The sequence below is a fragment of the Jiangella muralis genome (assembly GCF_001270745.1).
Classification (GTDB): domain Bacteria; phylum Actinomycetota; class Actinomycetes; order Jiangellales; family Jiangellaceae; genus Jiangella; species Jiangella muralis.
This window is the reverse complement of sequence record NZ_KQ434757.1, coordinates 203,392-224,845: the sequence shown is the minus strand read 5'-3', so window position 1 is coordinate 224,845 and position 21,454 is coordinate 203,392. Positions and strand designations below refer to the sequence as shown.

26 protein-coding genes are annotated in these 21,454 nt (G+C 72.7%); 19 read left to right on the top strand and 7 right to left on the bottom strand.

Going from position 1 to position 21,454, the window contains the following annotated elements; all coding sequences use genetic code 11:
* Nucleotides 1–275 precede the first annotated feature (275 nt).
* The gene (locus tag ACW62_RS14510) at nt 276–1,001 is read right to left on the bottom strand and encodes a FadR/GntR family transcriptional regulator (protein ID WP_053204816.1); all 726 of its coding nucleotides are present in this window, start codon (nt 999–1,001) and stop codon (nt 276–278) included.
* Nucleotides 1,002–1,143: 142 nt separating this feature from the next.
* Nucleotides 1,144–1,410 (bottom strand): HPr family phosphocarrier protein, encoded by a 267-nt coding sequence (locus ACW62_RS14505; protein ID WP_053204815.1) that lies wholly within the window; start codon nt 1,408–1,410, stop codon nt 1,144–1,146.
* Between the two features lie 206 nt (nt 1,411–1,616).
* Here ACW62_RS14505 and fbaA point away from each other — a divergent pair, with 206 nt between their 5' ends.
* The 3 genes from fbaA to ACW62_RS14490 all read left to right on the top strand — a co-directional run bounded on the left by fbaA (nt 1,617) and on the right by ACW62_RS14490 (nt 4,400).
* Complete coding sequence (fbaA, locus tag ACW62_RS14500) at nt 1,617–2,639, top strand: class II fructose-bisphosphate aldolase (RefSeq protein WP_053204814.1); 1,023 nt, start codon at nt 1,617–1,619, stop codon at nt 2,637–2,639.
* Nucleotides 2,639–3,049, top strand: coding sequence for a DUF3151 domain-containing protein (locus ACW62_RS14495; protein WP_053204813.1), 411 nt, complete (start codon nt 2,639–2,641; stop codon nt 3,047–3,049). Before fbaA ends, ACW62_RS14495 begins: the two co-directional genes overlap by 1 nt.
* Before the next feature lie 64 nt (nt 3,050–3,113).
* Nucleotides 3,114–4,400, top strand: a complete 1,287-nt coding sequence (locus ACW62_RS14490; protein ID WP_053204812.1) for an adenylosuccinate synthase — start codon at nt 3,114–3,116, stop codon at nt 4,398–4,400.
* A 10-nt stretch (nt 4,401–4,410) separates the two neighbouring features.
* Here ACW62_RS14490 and ACW62_RS14485 read toward each other — a convergent pair whose 3' ends face one another.
* On the bottom strand, nt 4,411–5,004 hold the full coding sequence (locus ACW62_RS14485) for a GNAT family N-acetyltransferase (protein WP_205629349.1): 594 nt from the start codon (nt 5,002–5,004) through the stop codon (nt 4,411–4,413).
* Between the two features lie 79 nt (nt 5,005–5,083).
* Here ACW62_RS14485 and ACW62_RS14480 point away from each other — a divergent pair, with 79 nt between their 5' ends.
* A complete protein-coding gene (locus ACW62_RS14480; RefSeq protein WP_053204811.1) occupies nt 5,084–5,680 on the top strand; it encodes a GNAT family N-acetyltransferase in 597 nt (198 codons plus the stop codon).
* 8 nt (nt 5,681–5,688) lie between these two features.
* Here ACW62_RS14480 and ACW62_RS14475 read toward each other — a convergent pair whose 3' ends face one another.
* Nucleotides 5,689–6,465: a tyrosine-protein phosphatase gene (locus ACW62_RS14475; RefSeq protein WP_053204810.1), complete on the bottom strand. Its 777-nt coding sequence runs from the start codon at nt 6,463–6,465 to the stop codon at nt 5,689–5,691.
* The gene (locus tag ACW62_RS14470; RefSeq protein WP_053204809.1) at nt 6,465–7,346 is read right to left on the bottom strand and encodes a LysR family transcriptional regulator; all 882 of its coding nucleotides are present in this window, start codon (nt 7,344–7,346) and stop codon (nt 6,465–6,467) included. Before ACW62_RS14470 ends, ACW62_RS14475 begins: the two co-directional genes overlap by 1 nt.
* Before the next feature lie 91 nt (nt 7,347–7,437).
* On the opposite strand from ACW62_RS14470, the gene ACW62_RS14465 reads away from it, so the two are divergent.
* The 6 genes from ACW62_RS14465 to ACW62_RS14440 all read left to right on the top strand — a co-directional run bounded on the left by ACW62_RS14465 (nt 7,438) and on the right by ACW62_RS14440 (nt 11,944).
* A complete protein-coding gene (locus ACW62_RS14465; protein ID WP_205629348.1) occupies nt 7,438–8,349 on the top strand; it encodes a TIGR03564 family F420-dependent LLM class oxidoreductase in 912 nt (303 codons plus the stop codon).
* Nucleotides 8,350–8,360: 11 nt separating this feature from the next.
* Nucleotides 8,361–9,599, top strand: a complete 1,239-nt coding sequence (gene purD / locus ACW62_RS14460) for a phosphoribosylamine--glycine ligase (protein WP_053204808.1) — start codon at nt 8,361–8,363, stop codon at nt 9,597–9,599.
* Nucleotides 9,596–10,456: a dihydropteroate synthase gene (gene folP / locus ACW62_RS14455; protein WP_205629347.1), complete on the top strand. Its 861-nt coding sequence runs from the start codon at nt 9,596–9,598 to the stop codon at nt 10,454–10,456. The genes purD and folP overlap by 4 nt, the downstream gene beginning before the upstream one ends.
* Before the next feature lie 68 nt (nt 10,457–10,524).
* Complete coding sequence (gene folB, locus ACW62_RS14450) at nt 10,525–10,887, top strand: dihydroneopterin aldolase (RefSeq protein ID WP_053204807.1); 363 nt, start codon at nt 10,525–10,527, stop codon at nt 10,885–10,887.
* Nucleotides 10,884–11,450 (top strand): 2-amino-4-hydroxy-6-hydroxymethyldihydropteridine diphosphokinase, encoded by a 567-nt coding sequence (gene folK / locus ACW62_RS14445; RefSeq protein WP_053204806.1) that lies wholly within the window; start codon nt 10,884–10,886, stop codon nt 11,448–11,450. The genes folB and folK overlap by 4 nt, the downstream gene beginning before the upstream one ends.
* Nucleotides 11,451–11,470: 20 nt before the next feature.
* Nucleotides 11,471–11,944, top strand: a complete 474-nt coding sequence (locus ACW62_RS14440) for a DUF3180 domain-containing protein (RefSeq protein WP_053204805.1) — start codon at nt 11,471–11,473, stop codon at nt 11,942–11,944.
* A 439-nt stretch (nt 11,945–12,383) separates the two neighbouring features.
* Here ACW62_RS14440 and ACW62_RS14435 read toward each other — a convergent pair whose 3' ends face one another.
* On the bottom strand, nt 12,384–12,878 hold the full coding sequence (locus tag ACW62_RS14435; protein ID WP_053204804.1) for a GNAT family N-acetyltransferase: 495 nt from the start codon (nt 12,876–12,878) through the stop codon (nt 12,384–12,386).
* 151 nt (nt 12,879–13,029) lie between these two features.
* Here ACW62_RS14435 and ACW62_RS14430 point away from each other — a divergent pair, with 151 nt between their 5' ends.
* Complete coding sequence (locus tag ACW62_RS14430) at nt 13,030–13,620, top strand: hypothetical protein (protein ID WP_053204803.1); 591 nt, start codon at nt 13,030–13,032, stop codon at nt 13,618–13,620.
* 1 nt (nt 13,621) lies between these two features.
* Here ACW62_RS14430 and ACW62_RS14425 read toward each other — a convergent pair whose 3' ends face one another.
* Nucleotides 13,622–14,776 (bottom strand): ABC transporter ATP-binding protein, encoded by a 1,155-nt coding sequence (locus ACW62_RS14425; RefSeq protein ID WP_053204802.1) that lies wholly within the window; start codon nt 14,774–14,776, stop codon nt 13,622–13,624.
* A gap of 24 nt (nt 14,777–14,800) precedes the next feature.
* Between ACW62_RS14425 and ACW62_RS14420 the strand changes: the two genes are divergently transcribed.
* The 8 genes from ACW62_RS14420 to ACW62_RS14385 form a co-directional block, all read left to right on the top strand.
* Nucleotides 14,801–15,505, top strand: coding sequence for an ABC transporter permease (locus ACW62_RS14420; RefSeq protein ID WP_053204801.1), 705 nt, complete (start codon nt 14,801–14,803; stop codon nt 15,503–15,505).
* Nucleotides 15,502–16,236 carry an ABC transporter permease gene (locus ACW62_RS14415; protein WP_053204800.1) on the top strand — a complete coding sequence of 245 codons (735 nt, stop codon included), beginning with the start codon at nt 15,502–15,504 and terminating at the stop codon, nt 16,234–16,236. Before ACW62_RS14420 ends, ACW62_RS14415 begins: the two co-directional genes overlap by 4 nt.
* A gap of 100 nt (nt 16,237–16,336) precedes the next feature.
* Nucleotides 16,337–17,308 (top strand): ABC transporter substrate-binding protein, encoded by a 972-nt coding sequence (locus tag ACW62_RS14410; protein ID WP_053204799.1) that lies wholly within the window; start codon nt 16,337–16,339, stop codon nt 17,306–17,308.
* A gap of 62 nt (nt 17,309–17,370) precedes the next feature.
* Nucleotides 17,371–17,934 (top strand): DUF1684 domain-containing protein, encoded by a 564-nt coding sequence (locus ACW62_RS14405; RefSeq protein WP_205629346.1) that lies wholly within the window; start codon nt 17,371–17,373, stop codon nt 17,932–17,934.
* 71 nt (nt 17,935–18,005) lie between these two features.
* Complete coding sequence (locus tag ACW62_RS14400; RefSeq protein WP_157574755.1) at nt 18,006–18,635, top strand: hypothetical protein; 630 nt, start codon at nt 18,006–18,008, stop codon at nt 18,633–18,635.
* A 125-nt stretch (nt 18,636–18,760) separates the two neighbouring features.
* A complete protein-coding gene (locus ACW62_RS14395; protein WP_053204796.1) occupies nt 18,761–19,549 on the top strand; it encodes a hypothetical protein in 789 nt (262 codons plus the stop codon).
* Between the two features lie 42 nt (nt 19,550–19,591).
* Nucleotides 19,592–20,086, top strand: a complete 495-nt coding sequence (locus ACW62_RS14390; RefSeq protein ID WP_053204795.1) for a PH domain-containing protein — start codon at nt 19,592–19,594, stop codon at nt 20,084–20,086.
* A partial coding sequence (locus ACW62_RS14385) for a PH domain-containing protein (protein ID WP_157574768.1) occupies nt 20,083–21,454 on the top strand: 1,372 nt, incomplete at its 3' end. The genes ACW62_RS14390 and ACW62_RS14385, both read left to right, overlap by 4 nt.

Below are 21,454 nucleotides of genomic sequence, written 5' to 3'. Positions count from 1 at the left end.
GCCGCGAACGACGGGTAGGTATGACCCGCCCCTCTAGGGAGGGTGCCCACCCTACGGGCGGGCACCGACAGACTCGGCGAACCGAAGTGCCGGACGACGGCTTCGGCCGTCAGGGCCGGGGCTCTGGCGCGGCACGATGTTCGCTACCACCCCACCACGCCGGGTCATCGGCGACACGGACATGGCAGCTCCTCGAAGGCATCGATGCGAACGGAAGAGAGCAGGGCGAAGCCGGGCGCGGGACCAGCGGAGGTCCGCGCCCGCAACGGCAGGACTCAGAGCGGCTTGGTGCGGTCGAGCCGGGTCAGGATCGGCGAGTAGTGGTCGGACAGGGCGTCGTGGACGGCCGCGACGTCGCCGTCGAGCACGGCCCGGTAGATGGCGTCGTGCTGGCGGTAGGTGTCGGACGGCCGGTCGTCGGCGATCTCGGCGCGCTGCGACACCGCGCGGCTCATCGTCAGCCAGAACGCGTCGAGCAGCTTCAGCGCGACGGCGTTGCCGGCGTCGGCGAAGAGGGTGCGGTGGAACCGGCGGTCCTCGTCGAGCACGTCCGCGCCACGGTCGGCCTTCTCCTTCATCTCGCTGAGGATCTGCCCGAGCTCGGACCGGGTGCGGTCGGTCATGTCGCGCACGGCCCGCTCGATGAGGTCGTTCTCGACGGCGCGGCGCACTTCGAGCAGGTCGGCCAGCTCGCTGAAGTCGAACAGCAGGTTGAACGGGAGGTTGTCGATGAGCAGGGACAGCGAGAAGTCCTTGACGAACACGCCGCTGCCGCGCCGGGTCTCGAGGATGCCGAGGGACACCAGTCCCTTGACCGCCTCGCGGACGGAGTTGCGGCTGACGCCGAGCTGCTGGGCCAGCGCGCCCTCGGCCGGTAGGCCGTCGCCGGCGCGCAGTCCGTTGGTGAGGATGTAGTCGCGCAGCGCTGCCTGCACGGACTCGTGCAGGCTCGGCGGCCGCGGCAGCGCCGTCAGTCGCGTGAGCTGATCCCCCTGGGCCACGTGAACTCCTCCCGGCATGGCGTTGATTTGTAGGATAACCGAGTAATGTCCGGGACCACAAGCGCCGCCGGACCCACCCGTAAACGACGACGCTGCAGGTGGACGAGCCACCTGCAGCGTCGAGCGAAGTGCGAAGTGCCGCCTACTCGTCGAGGTCGCGTTCCAGCAGCGCAACGAGGGCGTCGAGGGCGTCGTCGGCCTTCTCGCCATCGGCGGACAGGATCACCTGGTCGCCCTGCTCGACACCGAGCGTCATGATCGACAGGATGCTGGACGCGTCGACCGGGTCTCCGTCGGGTTTGCGGATCGACACCTTGGTGGGCTGTTCCGCGGCGGCCTTGACGAAGACCGCGGCGGGCCGGGCATGCAGACCGGCCTTGCTTGCGACGACTGCGGTGCGCTCAGGCACGGCGTCTCCTCTGCTGAGCTCGTGGGTAAAGCGACCCCCAGCCTATCGGCCGGGCCTTGTGGCGTGCCCGTTCGCGGCGCCGGTGCGGGCGGTTTCGCGTTACCGCCGGGTTACAGTGAATACTGGGCCTGACATGCGTGCCCCCCGTAGACGTGGGGCTGAGCCCGGGCGGCTGGGTACTGCCGTCCGACCGGAACGGAGCGTCTATGCCCATCGCCACTCCCGAGGTCTACGCCGAGATGATCGACCGGGCCAAGAACGGCTCGTTCGCCTATCCGGCCATCAACGTGACGTCGTCGCAGACCATCAACGCGGCGATCCGCGGGTTCGCCGAGGCCGAGAGCGACGGCATCATCCAGATCTCCACCGGGGGTGCCGAGTACATCTCCGGCCCGACGGTCAAGGACCGCGTCCGCGGCGCCGTCGCGTTCTCCGCGTTCGCCTACGAGGTCGCGCAGAGCTACGACGTCCAGATCGCGCTGCACACCGACCACGCGCCGCTCGACGCCGTCGAGCACTGGGTGAAGCCGCTGCTGGAGCTGTCCACCTCGCGGGTCAAGAACGGCGGCGCGCCGCTGTTCAACTCGCACATGTGGGACGGCTCGGCCGTGCCGCTCGACCAGAACCTCAAGGTCGCCGAGGAGCTGCTGGCGCTGTCGGCCGCGGCCAACTCCATTCTCGAGATCGAGGTCGGCGTCGTCGGCGGCGAGGAGGACGGCGTCGCCCACGAGATCAACGACAAGCTGTACACCACCGTCGAGGACGGCCTGGCCACCGCCGAGGCGCTCGGGCTGGGTGAGCGCGGCCGCTACATCGTGGCGCTGACGTTCGGCAACGTGCACGGCGTCTACAAGCCGGGCAACGTCAAGCTGCGCCCCGAGATCCTGCGCGAGATCCAGCAGGCGGTCGGCGAGCGCTACGGCAAGGACAAGCCGTTCGATCTCGTCTTCCACGGCGGCTCCGGCTCGACGGCCGAGGAGATCGGCGCGGCGGTCGACTACGGCGTCATCAAGATGAACATCGACACCGACACCCAGTACGCCTTCACGCGTCCGGTCGTGTCGCACATGTTCACCAACTACGACGGCGTGCTGAAGGTCGACGGCGAGGTCGGCAACAAGAAGGCCTACGACCCGCGGGCGTGGGGCAAGCTGGCCGAGACGGGCCTCGCCGAGCGCGTCGTCGAGGCGTCCCAGCAGCTGCGGTCGGCCGGTCAGAAGATCCGCTGATGCCGGGCGAGAACCTGCTGTCCGGCCCGCCCGAGACGCTGCTGCCCGACGACCCGGCGGCCCGCGAGGCGCTGGAGTCGGGCGTCGACGCCGCGACGGTGGCGGCGGCTCACCCGTCCTTTTCGGCGGCGTGGGCCGACCTCGCCGACCGCGCGTTCGCAGCGGGCGACGCGGTGACGTCCTATGCCTACGCCCGCACCGGCTACCACCGCGGACTCGACCAGCTGCGGCGGGCCGGCTGGCGCGGCCAGGGACCCGTCCCGTGGGCGCACGAGCCGAACCGCGGGTTCCTGCGGTCGCTGAACGCGCTCGGCCGGGCCGCCGAGGCCATCGGCGAGACCGACGAGGCCGCCCGCTGCGCGCAGTTCCTCCGCGACTCCAGCGCGGAAGCCGCCGAAGCGCTCGGCTGACCGTGCGGGGGATCGTTCCGGTCCCCCGCACGACTCCGCACCTCGACACAGGGGGACACACCGCATGCCCGCGATCGTGCTCGTCGGCGCCCAGTGGGGCGACGAAGGCAAGGGGAAGGCCACCGACCTCATCGGCGGCCAGGTCGACTACGTCGTGAAGTTCAACGGCGGCAACAACGCCGGCCACACCGTCGTCATCGACGGTGAGACCTACGCGCTGCACCTGCTGCCGTCGGGCATCCTGACGCCGACCGTCACGCCGGTCATCGGCAACGGCGTCGTCATCGACCTCGCCGTCCTGTTCGAGGAGCTCGACGGGCTCGAGGCCCGCGGTGTCGACACGTCGAAGCTGGTCGTCAGCGCCAACGCGCACCTGATCCCGTCGTACAACCGCACGCTGGACAAGGTGACCGAGCGGTTCCTCGGCAAGCGGAAGATCGGCACCACCGGCCGCGGCATCGGCCCCACCTACGCCGACAAGATGTCGCGGGTCGGGCTGCGGGTGCAGGACCTGTTCGACGAGAAGATCCTGCGGCAGAAGGTCGAAGGCGCGCTGGAGCAGAAGAACCAGCTGCTGGTGAAGGTCTACAACCGGCGCACGGCCGACGTCGACGAGGTGACCGACGAGCTGCTGGGCTATGCCGAGCGGCTGCGGCCCATGGTCACCGACACCGCGCTACTGCTCGACCAGGCGCTCACCGACGGCAAGGTCGTCATCATGGAGGCCGGGCAGGCCACCCTGCTCGACGTCGACCACGGCACCTACCCGTTCGTCACCTCGTCCAACGCGACGGCGGGCGGCGCCTGCACCGGCTCGGGCATCCCGCCGACCCGCATCGACGGCGTCATCGCGGTGCTCAAGGCGTACACCACCCGCGTCGGTGAGGGCCCGTTCCCGACCGAGCTGTTCGGCGACGAGGGCGAGCGGCTGCGCAAGGCGGGCGGCGAATTCGGCACGACGACCGGACGCCCGCGCCGCTGCGGCTGGCTCGACACCGTCATCGGCCGGTACGCCACCCGCATCAACGGCACCACCGACCTCGTGGTGACGAAGCTCGACGTGCTCACCGGCTACGACCCGGTGCCGGTGTGCGTCGCGTACGAGATCGACGGCGTCCGGCACGACGAGATGCCGATGACGCAGACGGAGTTCCACCACGCCGTCCCGATCTTCGAGTACTTCGAGGGCTGGGACGACGACATCAGCGGCGCCCGCACGCTGGCCGACCTCCCGCCGGCCGCGCGCCGCTACCTCGATGCCGTCGAGGACCTGTGCAAGGCGCCGATCTCCGCGGTCGGCGTCGGGCCGGGCCGCGAGCAGATCGTCGCGGTCCGCGACCTCGTGCGCTGACGCCGTCCGCTCAGGTTGTCGGGCGGCCCATCGTGCGGCCGTTCGGCGACTGGTACAGGGTCTGGAAGCCGAGCCGCTCGTAGAACGCGAGGGCGCGGGTGTTGCCCGCGCTGACACCCAGATGGACGGCGGGCGCGCCGGCCGTGTGCAGCGCTGCCAGCAGCCGTTCCATCAGCGCCCGGCCCATGCCCTGGCCCTGCGCCCGGGGCAGCAGGTCGATGTGCAAGTGGGCCGGGTACTCGGCGACGATCTCGGGGTTGGCCGTGCGGGACACGTGCAGCCGCTCGACATAGGAGGCGTCGCGGGTGCCGGCCGGGAACGAGCCGGGCGGGTACTTCTCCCGCAGCGGCGGCCACCACTCCCGCTCGCAGACCCGCTCGAACGCCGGGGTGTCGCGCACGCCCAGCACGTAGCCGGCCGGTGCGCCGTCGTCGATGACGAACGCCAGGTCCGGTTCGTAGCGCAGGTACGGCCCGACGAAGATCTCGCCGAGCAGGCGCGGGTCGGCGAACTGGCCGGTGGCGTCGCCGCCGTTGTCGCCGGTGCGCAGGCAGATGTCGTAGAGCGCGTCGCTGTCGGCGGGCTCGTACGGCCGGATGATCACGCGGATGGTCCTTTCGTCAGGCTCGGCACCGAGCTTGGCCAGAAGCCGCCCCGGCTGGCAAATCGGCGATGATGGGTCGGTGACCACGAGCATCGCCGCCGTCCCACTGGCCAACGACTGGATCGAGCTGGAGCCGCTGTCCCCGGCCCACCTGGCCGAGCTGGACGCCGCCGTGTCCGAGCCGGACGAGCTGTTCCGCTGGGTCTACATCTGGCGGCCGGGGCCGGACGGGCTGGCCGGACCGCTGGAGCGGGCGCTGGCGGCGGCCGCTCATGGCGAGGTCGTGCCGTGGGCGATCCGGCGCCGCGCCGACGGCCAGGTCGTCGGGTCGACGTCCTACCTCGACGTCGACGCCGCGAATCGGCGGGTCGAGGTGGGCGCCACCTGGATCGGGCCGGCGTGGTGGCGCACCGAGGTCAACACCGCGACGAAGCTGCTGGTCATCGGGCACGCGTTCGAGACGCTGGGGCTGGAACGGGTGGCGCTGAAGACCGATCACCTCAACGTCCGGTCGCAGCGCGCGATCGAGCGGCTGGGCGCGGTGCGCGAGGGCGTGCTCCGTCACCACATGCGCCGCTCCGACGGCAGCTGGCGCGACACCGTCTACTACTCGATCCTGCGCGACGAGTGGCCGGGCGTGCGGACACGGCTGGAGGCGGCGCTAGGGGGTGTCTGACGGCCGCGTCAGCCGACCAGCCGGGCGCGCAGCTCGGCCGTCTCGGCGTCGGTCCAGCCGTGCTGCCCCAGCCAGCCGGCCGGCCCGCCGAACTCGGTGTCGATGAAGTCGAGGAATGTGTGCATCGACTCGGGCCGCGGCACGTTGCTGTCGTTGGGGCGGCCATCGAGATCGGCGGCGTAGGTGGCCGTGGCCTTGAGCCGGCTCATGATGGCGTCGATCCGCTCGCCGGTCTGCGCGTAGTCGTCGACGACGGCCTGGCGGTCGACGCCGACGACGGACAGCGCCAGCGCGCACACGACGCCGGTGCGGTCCTTGCCGGCCGCGCAGTGCACCAGCGTGGAGCCGCCTGACGTCGCCATCGTCCGCAGCGCCGCGACGACGTTGCCGGGCCGGTGCCGCAGGTAGTTCGTGTAGTAGACGCCGGTGTTCACCCAGCTGGCTTCGCCGCCGGTCTTGGCGGTCCACGGCAGCACGCTGTCGGCCTCGACGTCGGTGGCGACGCCGGTCTCGGGGTAGAGCGACAGGTGGTGGATGGTGACGTCGGGGACGCGGGCCAGCGGGCCGGGGCCCTCGGACGTCACCTCGTACGTCGTGCGCAGGTCGACGACGTCGCGCAGGCCGTGCTCGCCGGTGAGCCGGCCGATGTCGTCGCCGATGAGGTCCTGCAGGTTGTCGGAGCGCAGCACCTGGCCGAACCGGGTGACGCCGCCGTCGGTGGTGGGCAGCCCGCCGAGGTCGCGGACGTTGACCGCGCCGACGAGGTCGATCCATCGTTCGCTCATCAGCGTCCACCGTAGTCGATGATGTCGGGCCCGCCGAAGGCAGCCACCAGCCCGGCCCGGCAGTCCGCGAGCATCCGCGCCGACGTCACGACGACGCCCGGCAACGGCAGCGGCGGGTCGAACCGGAGCGTGCGCACGCCGGCGGGCGGCGGAGGTCCGCTGGCCGGGATCGGAGCCCACTGGTCGGTGCCGCCGGCCAGCTCCAGCAGGGTCCGCTCGACAGTGCCCGCCGGGCGGTCCGGCGCCGGCCGCACCCCAGCCCCGGCCAGCAGGTGGTGGAACGGCCCGTCGCACTGTGGTGCGGGCAGCCGGGCCGGGTGACCGGCGAGGTCGGCGACGCGGACGGCGTCGGCGCCGGCCCGCGGATGCCCGGCAGGGAGCGCCGCCACGACCTCGTCGGACCACGCCGGCGTGGCGACCAGCTCGTCGTCGCTCTCGACGGCGCCGCGGACCAGGACGGCGTGCAGGTCGCCGCGGCGCAGCGCGTCCAGGTGGGCGCTCATCGGGCCGTCGGCGAACTCCACCCCGAGGTCCGGCCGGTCCGCCCGTAGCGCCGCCAGCCCGCGCGCGACCCGTCGCTCCAGCCCGGCGCCGGCGCCCAGCCGCAGCACGCCGGACCGTCCGGCCAGCTCGTCCGCCAGCGCGGTCGTGTCGGCGGCCGCGGCCAGCACCCGCCGGGCCCGCTCCAGCAGCCGGCGGCCGGCGTCGGTGAGCCGCACGTGGCGCGACGAGCGGTCGAACAGCCGCACGCCGAACTCCCGCTCCAGCCGGCCGATCTGCTGGCTGACCGCGGGCTGGACGATGTGCAGCCGCTCGGCGGCCCGGCCGAAGTGCAGCTCCTCGGCGACCGCGACGAAGTACCTGAGCTGGCGCAGCTCCACCCTCGACCTCCCGTGTCGATCACCGGGCGTGATCGCTGCACAGCACAACTGGCCGTTGGTCCGCACTGTTCCGGCGGCTTGACTCAGGGACATGGACAACCTGCGCACCGGAGTGTGGATCGACGACGACGGCGTGAGCGTCGCGGCCGTGGCCGAACGGGCCCGGGCGGCGGCATCGGCCGGGTACGAGACCGTGTGGCTGAGCGAGCGGTCCGGCTGGGACCCGCTGACGCTGCTGACGGCGGTCGGCGCGGCCGTGCCGGACGTGCGCCTGGGCACGTCCGTCGTCCGCACCCACCCGCGGCATCCGCTGGCGCTGGCCGCCCAGGCGCTGACGGCGCAGGCCGCGACCGGCGGGCGGCTGCGGCTGGGCGTCGGGCCGAGCCACGCGCCGATCGTCGAGGGGCAGTACGGCCTGCCGTTCGACCGGCCGGTCCGGCACACCCGCGAGTACCTGACCGCGCTGCGACCGCTGCTGCGCGGCGAGCCGGTCGAATACTCCGGCGAGCTGCTGACGGCGAACGGGCAGGTCACCGTGGCCGGGGTGGAGACGCCGCCGCTGCTGCTGGCCGCGCTCGGCCCGGCGATGCTGCGGGTGGCCGGCGAACTCGCCGACGGCGTCGTCACCATGTGGGCCGGGCCGCGCTCGATCGGCGAGCACGTCGTCCCGGCGCTCACCGCCGCCGCTGCCGCGGCCGGGCGCGAACGGCCCGCCGTCGTCGCCGGGGTCGGCGTCGCGGTCACCAGCGACCCGGACGGCGCGCGCGACTGGGTGCAGCGGCATTTCGGCATCGCAGGCGACCTGCCGAGCTACCGGGCCCAGCTGGACCGCGAGGGCGTCCGGACCCCCGCCGAGACCGTCGTCGTCGGCGACGAGGCGGTCGTCGGCCGGGCCTTCCGCGCCCTCGCCGACGCCGGCGTGGACGAGCTGATGGTGCTGCCGGTCGGCCCGGCGCAGGACCAGGTGCGGACACTGGAAGTGGCGGCCGCCCTCGCCCGATAGGGTCGGCGTCCGTGAAGGTACTCGTCATCGGTTCCGGCGCCCGCGAGCACGCCCTCGTGCGCTGCCTTCTGCGCGACCCCGAGGTCTCCGAGGTGCACGCCGCACCGGGCAACGCCGGCATCGCCGCGGACGTCGCCGTCCACTCCGTCGTCGCCGACCAGCCCGAGGCCGTGGCCGACCTCGCCGCCCGGCTCGACGCCGATCTCGTCGTAGTGGGTCCCGAGGTGCCGCTGGTCGCGGGCGTCGCCGACGCCGTCAAGGCGCGCGGCATCGCCTGCTTCGGCCCGTCCGGGCGGGCCGCCCGGCTGGAGGGGTCGAAGGCCTTCGCGAAGGAGGTCATGGCCGCGGCCGAGGTGCCCACGGCCATGGCCGTGGTCTGCGAGACCCGCGCCGAGGCCGAGGCCGCGCTGGACCGCTTCGGTGCGCCGTACGTCGTCAAGGACGACGGCCTGGCCGCCGGCAAGGGCGTCGTCGTCACCGACGACCGCGCGGCCGCGCTCGCGCACGCCGAGGCCTGCGGCCGCGTCGTCATCGAGGAGTACCTCGACGGCCCCGAGGTGTCGCTGTTCTGCGTCACCGACGGCCGGGTCGCCGTGCCGCTCACCCCGGCGCAGGACTTCAAGCGCGCCTACGACGGCGACGAGGGCCCCAACACCGGCGGCATGGGTGCGTACACGCCGCTGCCGTGGGCGCCCGAGGGCCTGGTCGACGACGTCATGGCGCGGGTCGTCCAGCCGACCATCGACGAGATGCTGCGCCGCGGCACCCCGTTCGCCGGCCTGCTGTACGTGGGGCTCGCGCTGACCTCGCGCGGTGTGCGCGTCGTCGAGTTCAACGCCCGCTTCGGCGACCCGGAGACGCAGGCCGTGCTGGCCCGGCTGCGGTCCGGGCTCGGCGGGCTGCTGCGGGCCGCGGCCACCGGCATGCTCGCCCAGCACCCGGAGCCGGTGTGGCGGGACGGCGCCGCGGTCACCGTCGTCGTCGCGGCGCACGGGTACCCGGCGGCGCCGCGCACCGGCGACCGGATCGACGGGCTGGACGACGCGGCCGCCGTCAAGGGGGTCGAGGTGCTGCACGCCGGCACCCGGATCGACACTGACGGCGCCGTCGTCTCCAGCGGCGGCCGCGTCCTGTCGGTCACGGCGGTCGGCGACGACATCGACGAGGCGCGGGCCCGCGCGTACGAGGCGGTCGGGCACATCAGGCTCGACGGCAGCCACCACCGCACCGACATCGCGTTGCGCCGATGAGCGACGGCCGCCCGGTGCGCTACGTCGCGGGGCTGCCGCGGCCGGACCGCACGCTCGTCATGGGCGTCGTGAACGTCACGCCCGACTCCTTCTCCGACGGCGGCTTCTGGTACGAGCCCGGCGACGCGATCGAGCACGGGCTGCAGCTGATCGAGCAGGGCGCCGACCTCGTCGACGTCGGCGGCGAGTCCACCCGGCCCGGCGCCGACCGGCCGTCACCGGACGAGGAACGGCGCCGGGTGCTGCCGGTGATCCGCGAGCTGGCCGCCGCGGGCGCCATCGTCTCGATCGACACCATGCGGGCCGAGGTCGCCGCGCCCGCACTGGAGGCCGGTGCGCGGCTGGTCAACGACGTGTCGGGCGGGCTGGCCGATCCGGATATGCTGCGCGTCGTCGCCGAGGCGGACGTGCCGGTCGTCCTCATGCACTGGCGCGGGCACTCTGACCACATGCAGGAGCGGATCGCCTACGACGACGTCGTCGCCGACGTGCTCGCCGAGCTGCGGCCGCGGGTCGACGCCGCCCTCGCCGCCGGGGTGAAGCCGGAGCACATCGCCGTCGACCCCGGGCTCGGCTTCGCCAAGACGTGGGACCACAACTGGACGCTGCTGGCCCGGCTGGCCGAGCTGCACGCGCTGGAACTGCCGCTGCTCGTCGCCGCGTCGCGCAAGACGTTCCTGGGCGAGCTGCTGGCCGACCCGGCGACCGGGGAACGCCGCCCGCCGGTCGGCCGCGACGCCGCCACCGACGCGCTGTCGACGACGATCGCGCTGGCCGGAGCCTGGTGCGTCCGCGTCCACACCGTCCCCGCGACCCTGGACGCGGTGCGCGTCGCGGCCCGGCTCGCGCAAGGGTGAGCGGGCGTGGCCAATCCCACCCTCGTCCGAGTGCACGATGTGCGTGTGCGGGCCAGTAGGGTCGTGGGGTGCCTGACCGTATCGAGCTGCGCGGCCTGACCGCGCGCGGACATCACGGCTGGTTCCCCCATGAACGGGAGAACGGCCAGCTGTTCCGCGTCGACGTCGCCTTGAGCGTCGACACCCGTGCGGCGGCCCAGAGTGACGACCTGACCGACACCGTGGACTATGGCAGTCTTGCTGAACGGGTGGTCGGCCTCGTCTCGGGGGAGCCGGTCCGGCTGGTCGAGACCCTCGCTCAGCGCATCGCGGACCTCTGCCTGGACGATTCCAGGGTAGAGGCGGCGGAAGTGACCGTGCACAAGCCGGAGGCGCCGGTGGCGGTGCCGTTCGACGACGTGACCGTGACGATTCGAAGGGCCCGAACGTGACCAATGTCCCCAACCCCAACGTCGTCGACGCCGACACCCTGACGGGTGATCTGCGCCCGCTGCGGCGTACGGCGTTCGCGCTGGGCAGCAACCTCGGCGACCGTCTCGAGTTCCTGCAGGCGGCCGTCGACACCCTCACCGACTCCTCCGAGATCGTGCCGGTCGCGGTCTCGCCGGTCTACGAGTCCGAGCCGGTCGACACCCCCGACGGCTCGCCGAACTTCTTCAACGCCGTCCTGGTCGTCGACACCACCCTGTCGCCGCGCTCGCTGATGGAGCGGGCCCAGTCCACCGAGACCGCCTACGGCCGCACCCGCGACGTCCCGAACGGCCCGCGCACGCTCGACATCGACGTGCTCGCCGTCGGCGACGTCACCTCCGACGACGACGACCTGCACGTGCCGCACCCGCGGCTCGCGGAGCGGGCGTTCGTGCTCATCCCGTGGGCCGACGTCGACCCCGACTTCGCGGTGCCCGGCCTGGGCCGCGTCGTGGAGCTGAGCTCGGCCGTCGACGCCACCGGCGTACGCCGGCTGGACGAGGCGCTCGAGATCCCGGCCTGACCCGCGGGTCGCGGCACACCGTGCAACGGACGAAGATCGGCTCGCTGATCTGGGTCGCCGTGGTGGCGGTCCCGGTCGGCTGGTCGATCGGCCGCATCGTCGACGCCGCGTCGGGTGCGCTCCCGCCGATCCCGTGGGTGCTCCCGTTGCTGCTGCTGTTCCTGGCCATCGGCATGTTCGCCGGCGAACGGGCGGTGCGTGGCTGGATCACCGAGCGGCGCTTCGACCGGCGCATCGACGCACTCCGCGTCGCCCGCTCCGTCGCCCTCGCCAAGGCGTCGGCGTACTTCGGCGCCCTGCTCACCGGCGTCTACACGGGGCTCGGCCTGCTGGCGCTCGGCCTGCTCGACTCGCCGATGGGCCGCAACCGCGCCATCCTCTCCGCCATCGTCGTGGTGGCCGCGGTCGTGCTGACGGTGGCCGCTGTCCGCCTCGAACGCGCCGGCGAGGTCCCGCCGCCGTCCGACGAGGAGAACGGCGCCCACCCCGCCTAGCCTGCCTAGGCTCCGACCAGCCACGTTCGGTGACACGCGCCGTCACTGGGTGGGATCACTGTGTGTGCTGGGTGGCGTTGCTGTTGCCAGGGGAACAGTGATCCGCCCCACCCGGCGCAGTGATCTCACACGGTGAGTGGACGGTTCGCCGTCGTGCGGCGGTTGGCCGTCATGGCCACAGGGGGACGGGGGAAGTGCGGGCAGAGCCCGCCCGGGTGCGCAGTTCGCCTGGCTGGCTGGCGTTCGTCGTTCGTGCCGGTGCGCCGTTTGGTCGTCCTCGACTCCCGGAGTCGTCTTCGATGGCGGGAGTCGTGTTCGAGGGGCCTTTCGGACGTTTCTCGCCATCGAAGACGGCTCCGGGCATCGAGGTGTGCCCAGACTGCCCCCTGATAGGTGCCCGTTCTTGGCCGCGTAGCCACGATCAATCGGACCCACTCATTCAGGTCTCCAGGTCACGCTGGTACCAACTGCCCGGCTTGCCGCCGAGCTCGTCCGGGTCGGCCGGCCCGACCAGGACGAACCCTGCCTTGGTCAGCACCTTCAGGGACGCGACGCCCGTCTCGGCGGTGGCCGCCCGCAGCGTGCGCAGCCCGTGCCGCGACGCCGCGAGCCGGCACAGTTCCCGGACGGTCGCGGTCGCCACGCCACGGCCCGTGACGTGCTGCGCGACCCGGTAGCCGAGTGTCGCGGCGCCGTCCTCGAGGTCGACCAGGTTGAACCGCCCGAGTACCGAGCCGTCCGCGTCGACCAGCACGTAGAAGGCGCAGACGCCGGCCTCCTGCTCGGCCAGCAGGGCGTGGAACCGCTCGGCGAACCGCTCGAAGTACGCGTCGCCGCGGTCGGAGATGGAGGCGGCGAAGTAGGCGCGGTTCGCCAGCTCGAAGGCCAGCACCGCCGGGGCGTGATCAGCATGCAGCCGCTGCAGCTCGGGCACCGCCCGACCCTACCCAGACAGCGCGCTGGGGTCACCCGGGTTTCCGCCTGCGGGCGCCCGGCAGGCGGTGGTGAACGCGGGACGGAAGTTCCCGGTGTGGCGCGGCGTGTGAAGTCCGATTCGCGCCGTACAAGAAGGTACGGTGACGCCCATGGCCTCCGTCCGTCACCGCCGCCGTCTGACCGCTGTCCGTCTGCTCGCCGTCGCCGCTCCCGCGGCGGCCATCGCGCTGACGGTCGCCGCCATGGTCCTGGACGGGCCGTGGCCGCGCATCGCGGCCGCCGCGGGCGCCATCGGTGCGGCGGTCCTCGGCGGGTTCGTGCTCCGGCTGGAGCGGCGGCTGCGGGTAGAGGTGGCGTCGGTCCGCGCCGAGCAGGCGGCGGAGTACTCCCAGGCACACGCCCGCTACTCCGAGGAGCACCGCGAGTTCACCGACCACATGGTCGGCCTGCTCGACGTCGCGTCCGAGCGCATCGACGTCATGCGGTCGAAGCTGGACCTGCTGGAGGCCGAGATCGCGGCCGCCCGCAGCGCCCGTCCCGGCGCGTCCACCCCGAGCGTCGAGCTGGCCCGGCTGGCCGAGGGCGCGGAGTGGAACGACCTGTGGCCCGACCTCTCCGAGGCCCCGACGGTGGTCGACCTCATCAAGTGGGAAGACAAGAACACCGACCTGCTGCCCGAGGCCGACCACAAGAAGAAGGCCGCCCCGGCGCCGCAGCAGCGCCAGGAGCGCAGCGCCTGAGTCAGGCGTTCTGCACCGTCTCCAGCACCACCTCGGCCCGCGCGACGTCCTGCGCCTCGGCCTCGATCGACCGGCGCAGCGCCGCGTGCAGTGTTGCCGGCGTCAGCACGCCCACGTAGTGGTCGTCGTCGTCCAGGACGGCGATCCAGCCGGCGTTCCACTGCAGCATCTCCGCGAACGCCACTTTGAGGGAGTCGTCCAGCTCGACCCATGCCTCCATGCGCCGCGCGTGGTCGCGGACCTTCCCGGCGCCGGTCAGCATGCCTTGGCCCACCCAGCCGGCCAGCCCGCCGTCGCCGTCGAGGACGACGGCCCAGCGCCCGTCGCCGAGGGCGGCGCCGGCCGTGGCGAGGTCGTCGTCGACGTCGACCACCGGCGGGTGCTCGAGATCGGCTGGCGTGATGGCGGTGACGGAGAGCCGCTTGAGGCCGCGGTCGGCGCCCACGAAGTCGGCGACGAAGTCGGTGGCCGGCGCGCCGAGGATGGCCGCCGGGGTGTCGAACTGCTCCAGCCGGCCGCCCTGCTTGAACACCGCGATGCGGTCGCCCAGCCGGACCGCCTCCTCGATGTCGTGCGTGACGAACAGGATGGTCTTGCGGACGTCGTCCTGCAGCCGCAGGAACTCGTCCTGTAGCTGCGCCCGGACCACCGGGTCGACGGCGCTGAACGGCTCGTCCATGAGGAGGACGGGCGGATCGACGGCGAGCGCGCGGGCCACGCCGACGCGCTGCCGCTGGCCGCCGGAGAGCTCGTGCGGGTACCGCTTGCCGTGTACCGCGGGGTCGAGGCCGACCAGCTCCATCAGCTCGCGAGCCCGCTCGTGGCGGCGCTTGCGCGGCCAGCCGACCAGCTCGGGCACGACGGCGATGTTCTCTTCGATGGTGCGGTGCGGGAACAGCCCGACGTTCTGGATGACGTAGCCGATGCCGCGGCGCAGCGCGACCGGGTCGGCGTCGGTGACGTCGACGCCGTCGACCACGATGCGCCCGCCGGTCGGCTCGACCAGGCGGTTGACCATCTTCATGGTGGTGGTCTTGCCGCAGCCCGATGGCCCGACGAGGACGACCAGCTCGCCGCGCTGCACTTCGAGGGTCAGCTCCTGCACCGCGACGGTGCCGTCGGGGTACCGCTTGGAGACGCGGTCGAGACGAATCATCGGTTCTTCGGTAGCGTCAGCGGAATGGCGCTCTCCGGGCCCGTTCATACGGCAACCCTGACCGACAACTGCCTCGTTCGCAACGACTGGGTGTGTGGCGAGTACCTCAGAACCCGCCGCGACGACATCACCGACGCCCTCGTCCAGCACATCTACATCACCGTGATCTCGGTGGTCATCGGCTTCGTGGTCGCGCTGGTGCTGGCCGTCGTCGCCCGCCGGGTTCGGTGGCTGCGTGGCGCGATCCTCGGCACGTCGACGGCGCTCTACACCATCCCGTCGCTGGCGATGTTCTCGCTGCTGCTGCCGTTCACCGGCATCACGACCAGCACGGTCGTGGTCGGCTTGGTGCTGTACTCGCTGACGATCCTGGTCCGCGGCATCCTGACCGGGCTCGACGCCGTGCCCGACGACGTCCGCGAGGCGGCGGTCGGCATGGGCTACGACGGTCTGCGGCTGCTGCGCAAGGTGGAACTGCCGCTGGCCGTCCCGGCGATCTTCGCGGCGCTGCGGGTGGCGACGGTGTCGACCGTGGCGCTGACGACCATCGGCATGATCGTCAACCACGGCGGCCTGGGCAACCTCATCAATCGCGGCCTGAGCAGCAACTTCCACGCCGAGGTGCTGACGGCCTCCGTGCTCTGCGTGGTGCTGGCGCTGGTCGCCGACGCGCTGCTGCTCGGCCTGCAACGCTGGCTCACGCCCTGGCGACGGACGGTGACCGCATGAACGGGCTGCTGGACGGCCTGGCCTGGCTGTTCGACGGGGACAACTGGTCCGGTCCGACGGGGGTGGGCACGCGGCTCGTGGAGCACGTGTGGATAAGCGGCGTGTCGGTGCTGCTGGCCTGCCTCGTGGCGCTGCCGATCGGGCTGTGGCTCGGGCACCTCGGCCGGGGCGGCACGCTGGCCATCAACATCAGCAACATCGGCCGGGCGGTGCCGACGTTCGCGATCCTGGCGATGCTGTACATGACCCCGCTGGGGCTCTCGAACTGGACGACGATCATCGCGCTGGTGCTGTTCGGCATCCCGCCGATCCTCACCAACGCCTACGTCGGCATGCGCGAGGTCGACCGCGACGCCGTCGAGGCGGCCCGTGGCATGGGCATGAGCGGCACCCAGCTGCTGCGCGGCGTCGAGCTGCCGCTGGCCGTCCCGCTCATCATGGGCGGTATCCGGCTGGCGACGGTGCAGATCGTGGCCACCGCGACCCTCGCGGCCGTCATCTCCGGCCCCGGCCTGGGCCGCATCATCACCAGCGGCTTCGGCCGCCAGGACACCCCGCAGATCATCGGCGGGGCGATCATCGTCGGGCTGCTCGCACTGTCGGTCGAGGGCATGATGGCGTGGCTGCAACGGGCCGTCGACCCCATGCGGCGCGCGCGGCGGCGCCGGTCGAGACCCGATCGTGACCGGGGAATGCCGCTGGTCCAGGACGAGGTTGTCAGTGGCGCGTAGTTGACTGATTCCACGCGGGCGCTAACGAGGGTGCTCGCCGGACACGCGTGCTGGGCCCGATGCCCGGCACGGGACACAGAAGGTGACACCGGTGAATGTCATGACCATGCGGAGACGAGCGGCCGTGCTGGCGGCCGCGGCCGGCCTGGCGCTGTCGTTGACGGCGTGCGGCGGCGACGACGACCCGTTCGAGGGCGACAGCGACTCGACGGCCACCGAGGGTGGAGGCGGCGGTGACCTCACGGTCGGCGGCGCCAACTTCACCGAGATGGTGATCATGCAGGAGATGTACGCGGCGCTGCTCGAGAAGGCCGGCTACAACGTCGACATCCAGTCCGTCGACGCCCGGGAGATCTACGAGCCGGCGCTCGAGAGCGGCGACATCGACGTCGTGCCCGAGTACCTGGCCACGTTCGCCGAGTTCCTCAACGGCGCCGTCAACGGCCCCGACGCGCCGTCTACCTCGCCCGTCGCCACGTCCGACGCGCAGCAGACGGTCGAGGCGGCGCGGCCGCTGGCCGAGGAGCGCGGGCTGACCATCCTCGACCCCGCCGAGGCGGCCAGCCAGAACGCGTTCGCCGTCACGAAGGAGTTCGCCGAGCAGAACGACCTCACCACACTGTCCGACCTCGCCGCGCTGGGCCAGCCCATCACGCTGGCCGCGGTCGAGGAGTGCCCCGACCGCCCGTTCTGCGAGCCGGGGCTCGAGTCGGTCTACGGCCTCGACATCGTCGACCCGCCGCTGGCCACCGGGTTCAGCACCAGTGAGACCAAGCAGGCGGTTCAGCGCGGCGACGCGCAGCTCGGCCTGGTCGGCACCACCGACGGCACGCTCGACCAGTTCGACCTGGTGACCCTCGAGGACGACAAGGGCCTGCAGGCCGCCGACAACCTCGTGCCGGTCGTCAACACCGAGTCGGCCAGCGACCCCGCCATCGCCGACGCACTCAACCAGCTGGCCGAGGTGCTCACCACCGAGGACCTCGCCACGATGAACGCGCAGGTCGACGCCGAGCGGCAGCAGGCCGCCGACGTCGCGAAGGCGTACCTCGAGGAGAAGGGGCTGCTCTGACCTCGATCAGCGCGCTCGACGTTCTCGACTGGCGGCGCCGGGTCCACGAGCTCTACGCCCACGTGCGGGCCGAGAGCGCGACGGACCCGGCGCGGGCCCACGAGCAGTGGGTCGCCGGTCGCGACGAGCTGGTGCGGACGCATCCCGCGTCGCCGGTCCCGCCCGAGGCGCGGGCCGGTTTCGCGGGGCTGCGGCACGCGCCGTACGACCCCGCCCTGCGGTTCGTGCTCCCGGTCGACCCCGACGTCGAGCCGCGGCGGCTCGACGTGCCCACGGCCACCGATGGCGTCGTGCCGTTCGTGCTGGCCGGACGGCTGCACCTGCCGCTCGGCGACCTCGACGTGTGGTGGCTCGACTCCTACGGCGGCGGGGTGTTCGTGCCGGTCAAGGACGCGTCGGCCGGGCGGGCGACGTACGGCGGCGGGCGCTACCTGCTCGACACCGTCAAGGGCGCCGACCTCGGCGGCTCGGTGCACGACGCGCTGGTCGCCGACCTCAACTTCGCCTACAACCCGTCCTGCGCCTACGACCCCGCGTGGACCTGCCCGCTGGCGCCGCCCGGCAACACCCTCGGCGTCGACGTCGCAGCGGGTGAGTACATCCCGCCCACGGGGCACGGGGAATGATCGGCTGACACGCGGTACGCTCACCTTCGGCAGATTGTCGCAATGGATCTCTTTCGCGCGAGGTGGGCGGAATGCGAGTGCGTGGGATGGTCGCCGCGGTGGCGGTGTCGGCCGTGCTGCTGGCGGGCTGTGAGGCGCCCGGCGAGCCGCCACTGGGCCTGCTGGACGTCGACAGCACCCCGGGCGACGACGGCACGGGCGGCGCCGAGCCGACCAGCGACCCGTCCGCCGAGCCGACCGGCGACCCGACCGGCCCGGCGGCCGAGCAGGACTGGGCGCTCGACGTCGGTGGCGAGCCGCCGGAGGCGCCGGCCGACCTCGCGGTGTACGAGGCGTACCTCGACTTCTGGCGCGCCGACCTCACCGCGTTGAGCCTGCCCGACCCCGCTCACCAGCCGCTGCTCGACCTCTCCGCCGACCCGCAGCGCCAACGCGTCGTCGACGTGGCGCAACAGTTGCTGGCCGACGACCATCGCACCATCGGCACGCTGCGCCTCGAACCGCTCGTGGCCTCGGTCAGCGGCCCGACGGCCGCGATCCAGGACTGCATGGACGGCCGCGACACCTACGACGTCGACGCCGCGGGCGCCGAGGTCACCGGCAGTCGCGGCGACCTCCTGCCGGTGCTGGTGCAGCTGGCCGCCGACGGCGACGGCTGGGTCGTCGCCGACGTGCAGGGAGCCGATCATGACTGCGGTTGACCGCTCCGCCGCATCCAGCCCTATTGGCCGAGTGACACCCCCACGGGAGACGACAGTGCGACGCGTACGAGTGGCCCTGTTCACCGGCGTGACGGCCGGTGCCCTCGCCCTGCTACTGGGAGGTCATGGAGTTCGCCACCGGCGAGTGGGCGTACCAGAACTGGGCGCTGGAGTACGACGACCTCGACAACCCCGTCGGCCCCGGTAACGAGCAGACCTTCGTCTACCCGCCGCTGGAGGAGATCGAGGCGCACCGCGACGAGCCCGGTCACTGGGCCTTCGGCACGCTGCTCAACGTCGGCGGCGAGTTCGACGCGGCCAGCGAGTGCTTCGACCGGTTGGTCGCGGCCAACGGTGGCGCCCACACCATCTGGGTGCCCGAGGGCAGCACACCGCCGCAGCCGCCGGTTCCGCTGGAGCTGCTGGCCGAGGTGGCGTTCGAGCACCTCTCGATCCCGGCGCCCGACACCCTGCGCAACCCGGCCGCCGCGTCCTACGTCAACCTCCCCACCTGGTTCTGGGTGGCGTCCGGCGACGGCCCGCGCGACGGCTTCGTCCCGCTCGAGGTCACCGCCACGGCGGGCGACAACTCCGCCACCGTCGTCGCCGACCCCGACCGCCTCACGGTCCGCTCGTCGGCCGGACCGTCGGCGGGCTGCACGGCCGAGCAGGCGAGCACGTCCTACGCGGCCGGCATGCCCCAGTCGGCCGGCTGCAGCCTGCTGCACACCCGCTCGTCGGCCCGGGTGCCGGGGCTCGCCTACACCGTCACGGCCACCGGCGCCTACGTCGCGTCGTGGTCCGGCCAGGAGGGCGGCACCCCGGTGGCGGGCGGCAGCCTGGGCGCCGTGGTCTCACCGCCGACGTCGCTGGACCTGCCGGTCGCCGAGATCCAGACGGTCGTCATCCGCTGAGCCGCGCCGCTGCGCGATGAGCAGCGCGGTAGCCTCGACGCCGTGGACCAGGAGGAGCTCTTCGCGCCGCCCGGCGAGGCCTGGCAGCAGGTGTCGCGCAAGCTCGTCGACCTGCGCCGGCTGGTGCTGCTGATCACGGTGGCGCTGGTCGCGGGCGGCGCCGGGGTCGTGCTGGGGCTGATCTTCGGGCCGGCCGGCGTGCTCCCGGTCGTCGCCGCGGCGCTGATCGCGCTGGTGTGGGGGCTGTGGCTGATCCCGCGCAACTGGCGCGCCTGGGGCTACGCCGAGCGGCTGGACGACCTGCTGGTCACCCACGGCGTCATGTACCGCCGGCTGACGGTGGTGCCGTACGGCCGCATGCAGTTCGTCGACGTCGCATCGGGACCGCTGGAGCGGCGCTACGGCCTGGCCACCGTCCAGCTGCACACCGCCTCGCCGGCCACCGACGCGAAGATCCCCGGCCTGCCGGCCGCCGAGGCCGCGCGGCTGCGCGACCGGTTGTCGGCGCTCGGTGAGGCGCAGGCGGCCGGTCTGTGACCACCACGCCGGGGAGCGAGGCCGACGGCAGCAAGCCCGCCCGGGTCGACCCGACGCCCGAGCACTTCCGCCGCCTCCACCCGCTGACCCCGCTGCTGCGCGGCTGGGGCTTCCTCGCGTTGGCCATCGGCATCGGCGGGCAGGACGCGCTGCGCTCCGGCGAGATGGGCCGGTTCGGCCTCACCGTGCTCGCGTTCGCCGTCTTCGGGATGATCGTCGGGCTGCTGTCCTGGTGGTTCACCCGATACGGCTTCGACGGCGACGCGCTGCGCATCGACTCCGGCATGCTGAACCGCCGCTCCCGGCGGGTCCGGCTGGACCGCCTGCAGGCCGTCGACATCAACCGTCCACTGGCCGGCCGGCTGCTCGGCGTTTCGGAGCTGCGGCTGGAGGTGGCCGGCGGCGGCAAGGCCGAGGCGCCGCTGCAGTATCTCGCCGTCGACGACGCGGTCCGGCTGCGGGCCGAGCTGCTGGCGCGGGCCGCCGGCATCGACGCCGACACGCCGGAGGCGCCGGAGCGGGTGGTGCACCAGGTGCCGCTGGATCGGCTGGTGTGGTCGACGGTGCTGTCCGGCGCGTTCGTCGCCGGCGTCGTGTTCATCGTCGGCATCGGCGTCGCGTTCTTCTTCTACCGCGACAGCGAACTGACGGTCGGGCTGCTGTCGGCGATGCTGCCGGGCGTCATCGCCATCGGCGCCGCGCTGTGGGGGCAGCTGGGCCGCAACTTCGCGTTCGTCCTGGCCGAGTCGCCCGACGGCTACCGCATCCGCAAGGGCCTGCTCGACACCCAGCACCAGACGGTCCCGCCCGGCCGGGTGCAGGGAGTAGCCATGCGCCAGCCGTTGTTGTGGAGAGGGAAGGGCTGGGTGCGGCTGGACGTCGACGTCGCGGGCTACAGCGGCGAGTCGTCTGACGACAGCCACCGCACGTCCACGCTGCTGCCAGTGGCGACGTACGAGGAGGCGGCCGAGGTGTTGCGGCACGTGCTGCCGGGAACCGACCCGCTGTCGGTGCCGCTGACGCACGCCCCGCGGCCGGCTCGCTGGCTGCGTCCGTTCGGCTGGAAGAAGCTGGCCTACGGCGTCGACGAGCACGTCGTCGTGGTGCGCGAGGGCGTGCTGTACCGCAACCTCACCACCGTCCCGCACGCGAAGACGCAGAGCGTGCGCATCGTGCAAGGGCCGCTGCAGCGCCGGCTCGGGCTGGCGTCGGTGCACGTCGACACCACGCCCGGACCGGTCGACGCCGTCATCGCGCACCGCCTGCCCGCCGAGGCCCGCGTCATCGCCGAGGAGCAGGCCGAACGGGCCCGGCTGGCACGCAAGACCGATGTTCCAGAACAATGGATGGCGAGGTACCGGCAGCAGT

Excerpts from the sequence above, each read along its gene's own strand:
- ACW62_RS14410 (WP_053204799.1), top strand. The coding sequence starts at position 16,337 with ATGACCATGCGGAGACGAGCGGCCGTGCTGGCGGCCGCGGCCGGCCTG.
- ACW62_RS14490 (WP_053204812.1), top strand. The coding sequence starts at position 3,114 with ATGCCCGCGATCGTGCTCGTCGGCGCCCAGTGGGGCGACGAAGGCAAG.
- ACW62_RS14430 (WP_053204803.1), top strand. The coding sequence starts at position 13,030 with ATGGCCTCCGTCCGTCACCGCCGCCGTCTGACCGCTGTCCGTCTGCTC.
- ACW62_RS14400 (WP_157574755.1), top strand. The coding sequence starts at position 18,006 with ATGCGAGTGCGTGGGATGGTCGCCGCGGTGGCGGTGTCGGCCGTGCTG.
- ACW62_RS14420 (WP_053204801.1), top strand. The coding sequence starts at position 14,801 with ATGGCGCTCTCCGGGCCCGTTCATACGGCAACCCTGACCGACAACTGC.
- ACW62_RS14495 (WP_053204813.1), top strand. The coding sequence starts at position 2,639 with ATGCCGGGCGAGAACCTGCTGTCCGGCCCGCCCGAGACGCTGCTGCCC.
- folP (WP_205629347.1), top strand. The coding sequence starts at position 9,596 with ATGAGCGACGGCCGCCCGGTGCGCTACGTCGCGGGGCTGCCGCGGCCG.
- fbaA (WP_053204814.1), top strand. The coding sequence starts at position 1,617 with ATGCCCATCGCCACTCCCGAGGTCTACGCCGAGATGATCGACCGGGCC.
- ACW62_RS14395 (WP_053204796.1), top strand. The coding sequence starts at position 18,761 with ATGGAGTTCGCCACCGGCGAGTGGGCGTACCAGAACTGGGCGCTGGAG.
- ACW62_RS14465 (WP_205629348.1), top strand. The coding sequence starts at position 7,438 with ATGGACAACCTGCGCACCGGAGTGTGGATCGACGACGACGGCGTGAGC.
- ACW62_RS14415 (WP_053204800.1), top strand. The coding sequence starts at position 15,502 with ATGAACGGGCTGCTGGACGGCCTGGCCTGGCTGTTCGACGGGGACAAC.
- ACW62_RS14425 (WP_053204802.1), bottom strand. The coding sequence starts at position 14,776 with ATGATTCGTCTCGACCGCGTCTCCAAGCGGTACCCCGACGGCACCGTC.
- ACW62_RS14475 (WP_053204810.1), bottom strand. The coding sequence starts at position 6,465 with ATGAGCGAACGATGGATCGACCTCGTCGGCGCGGTCAACGTCCGCGAC.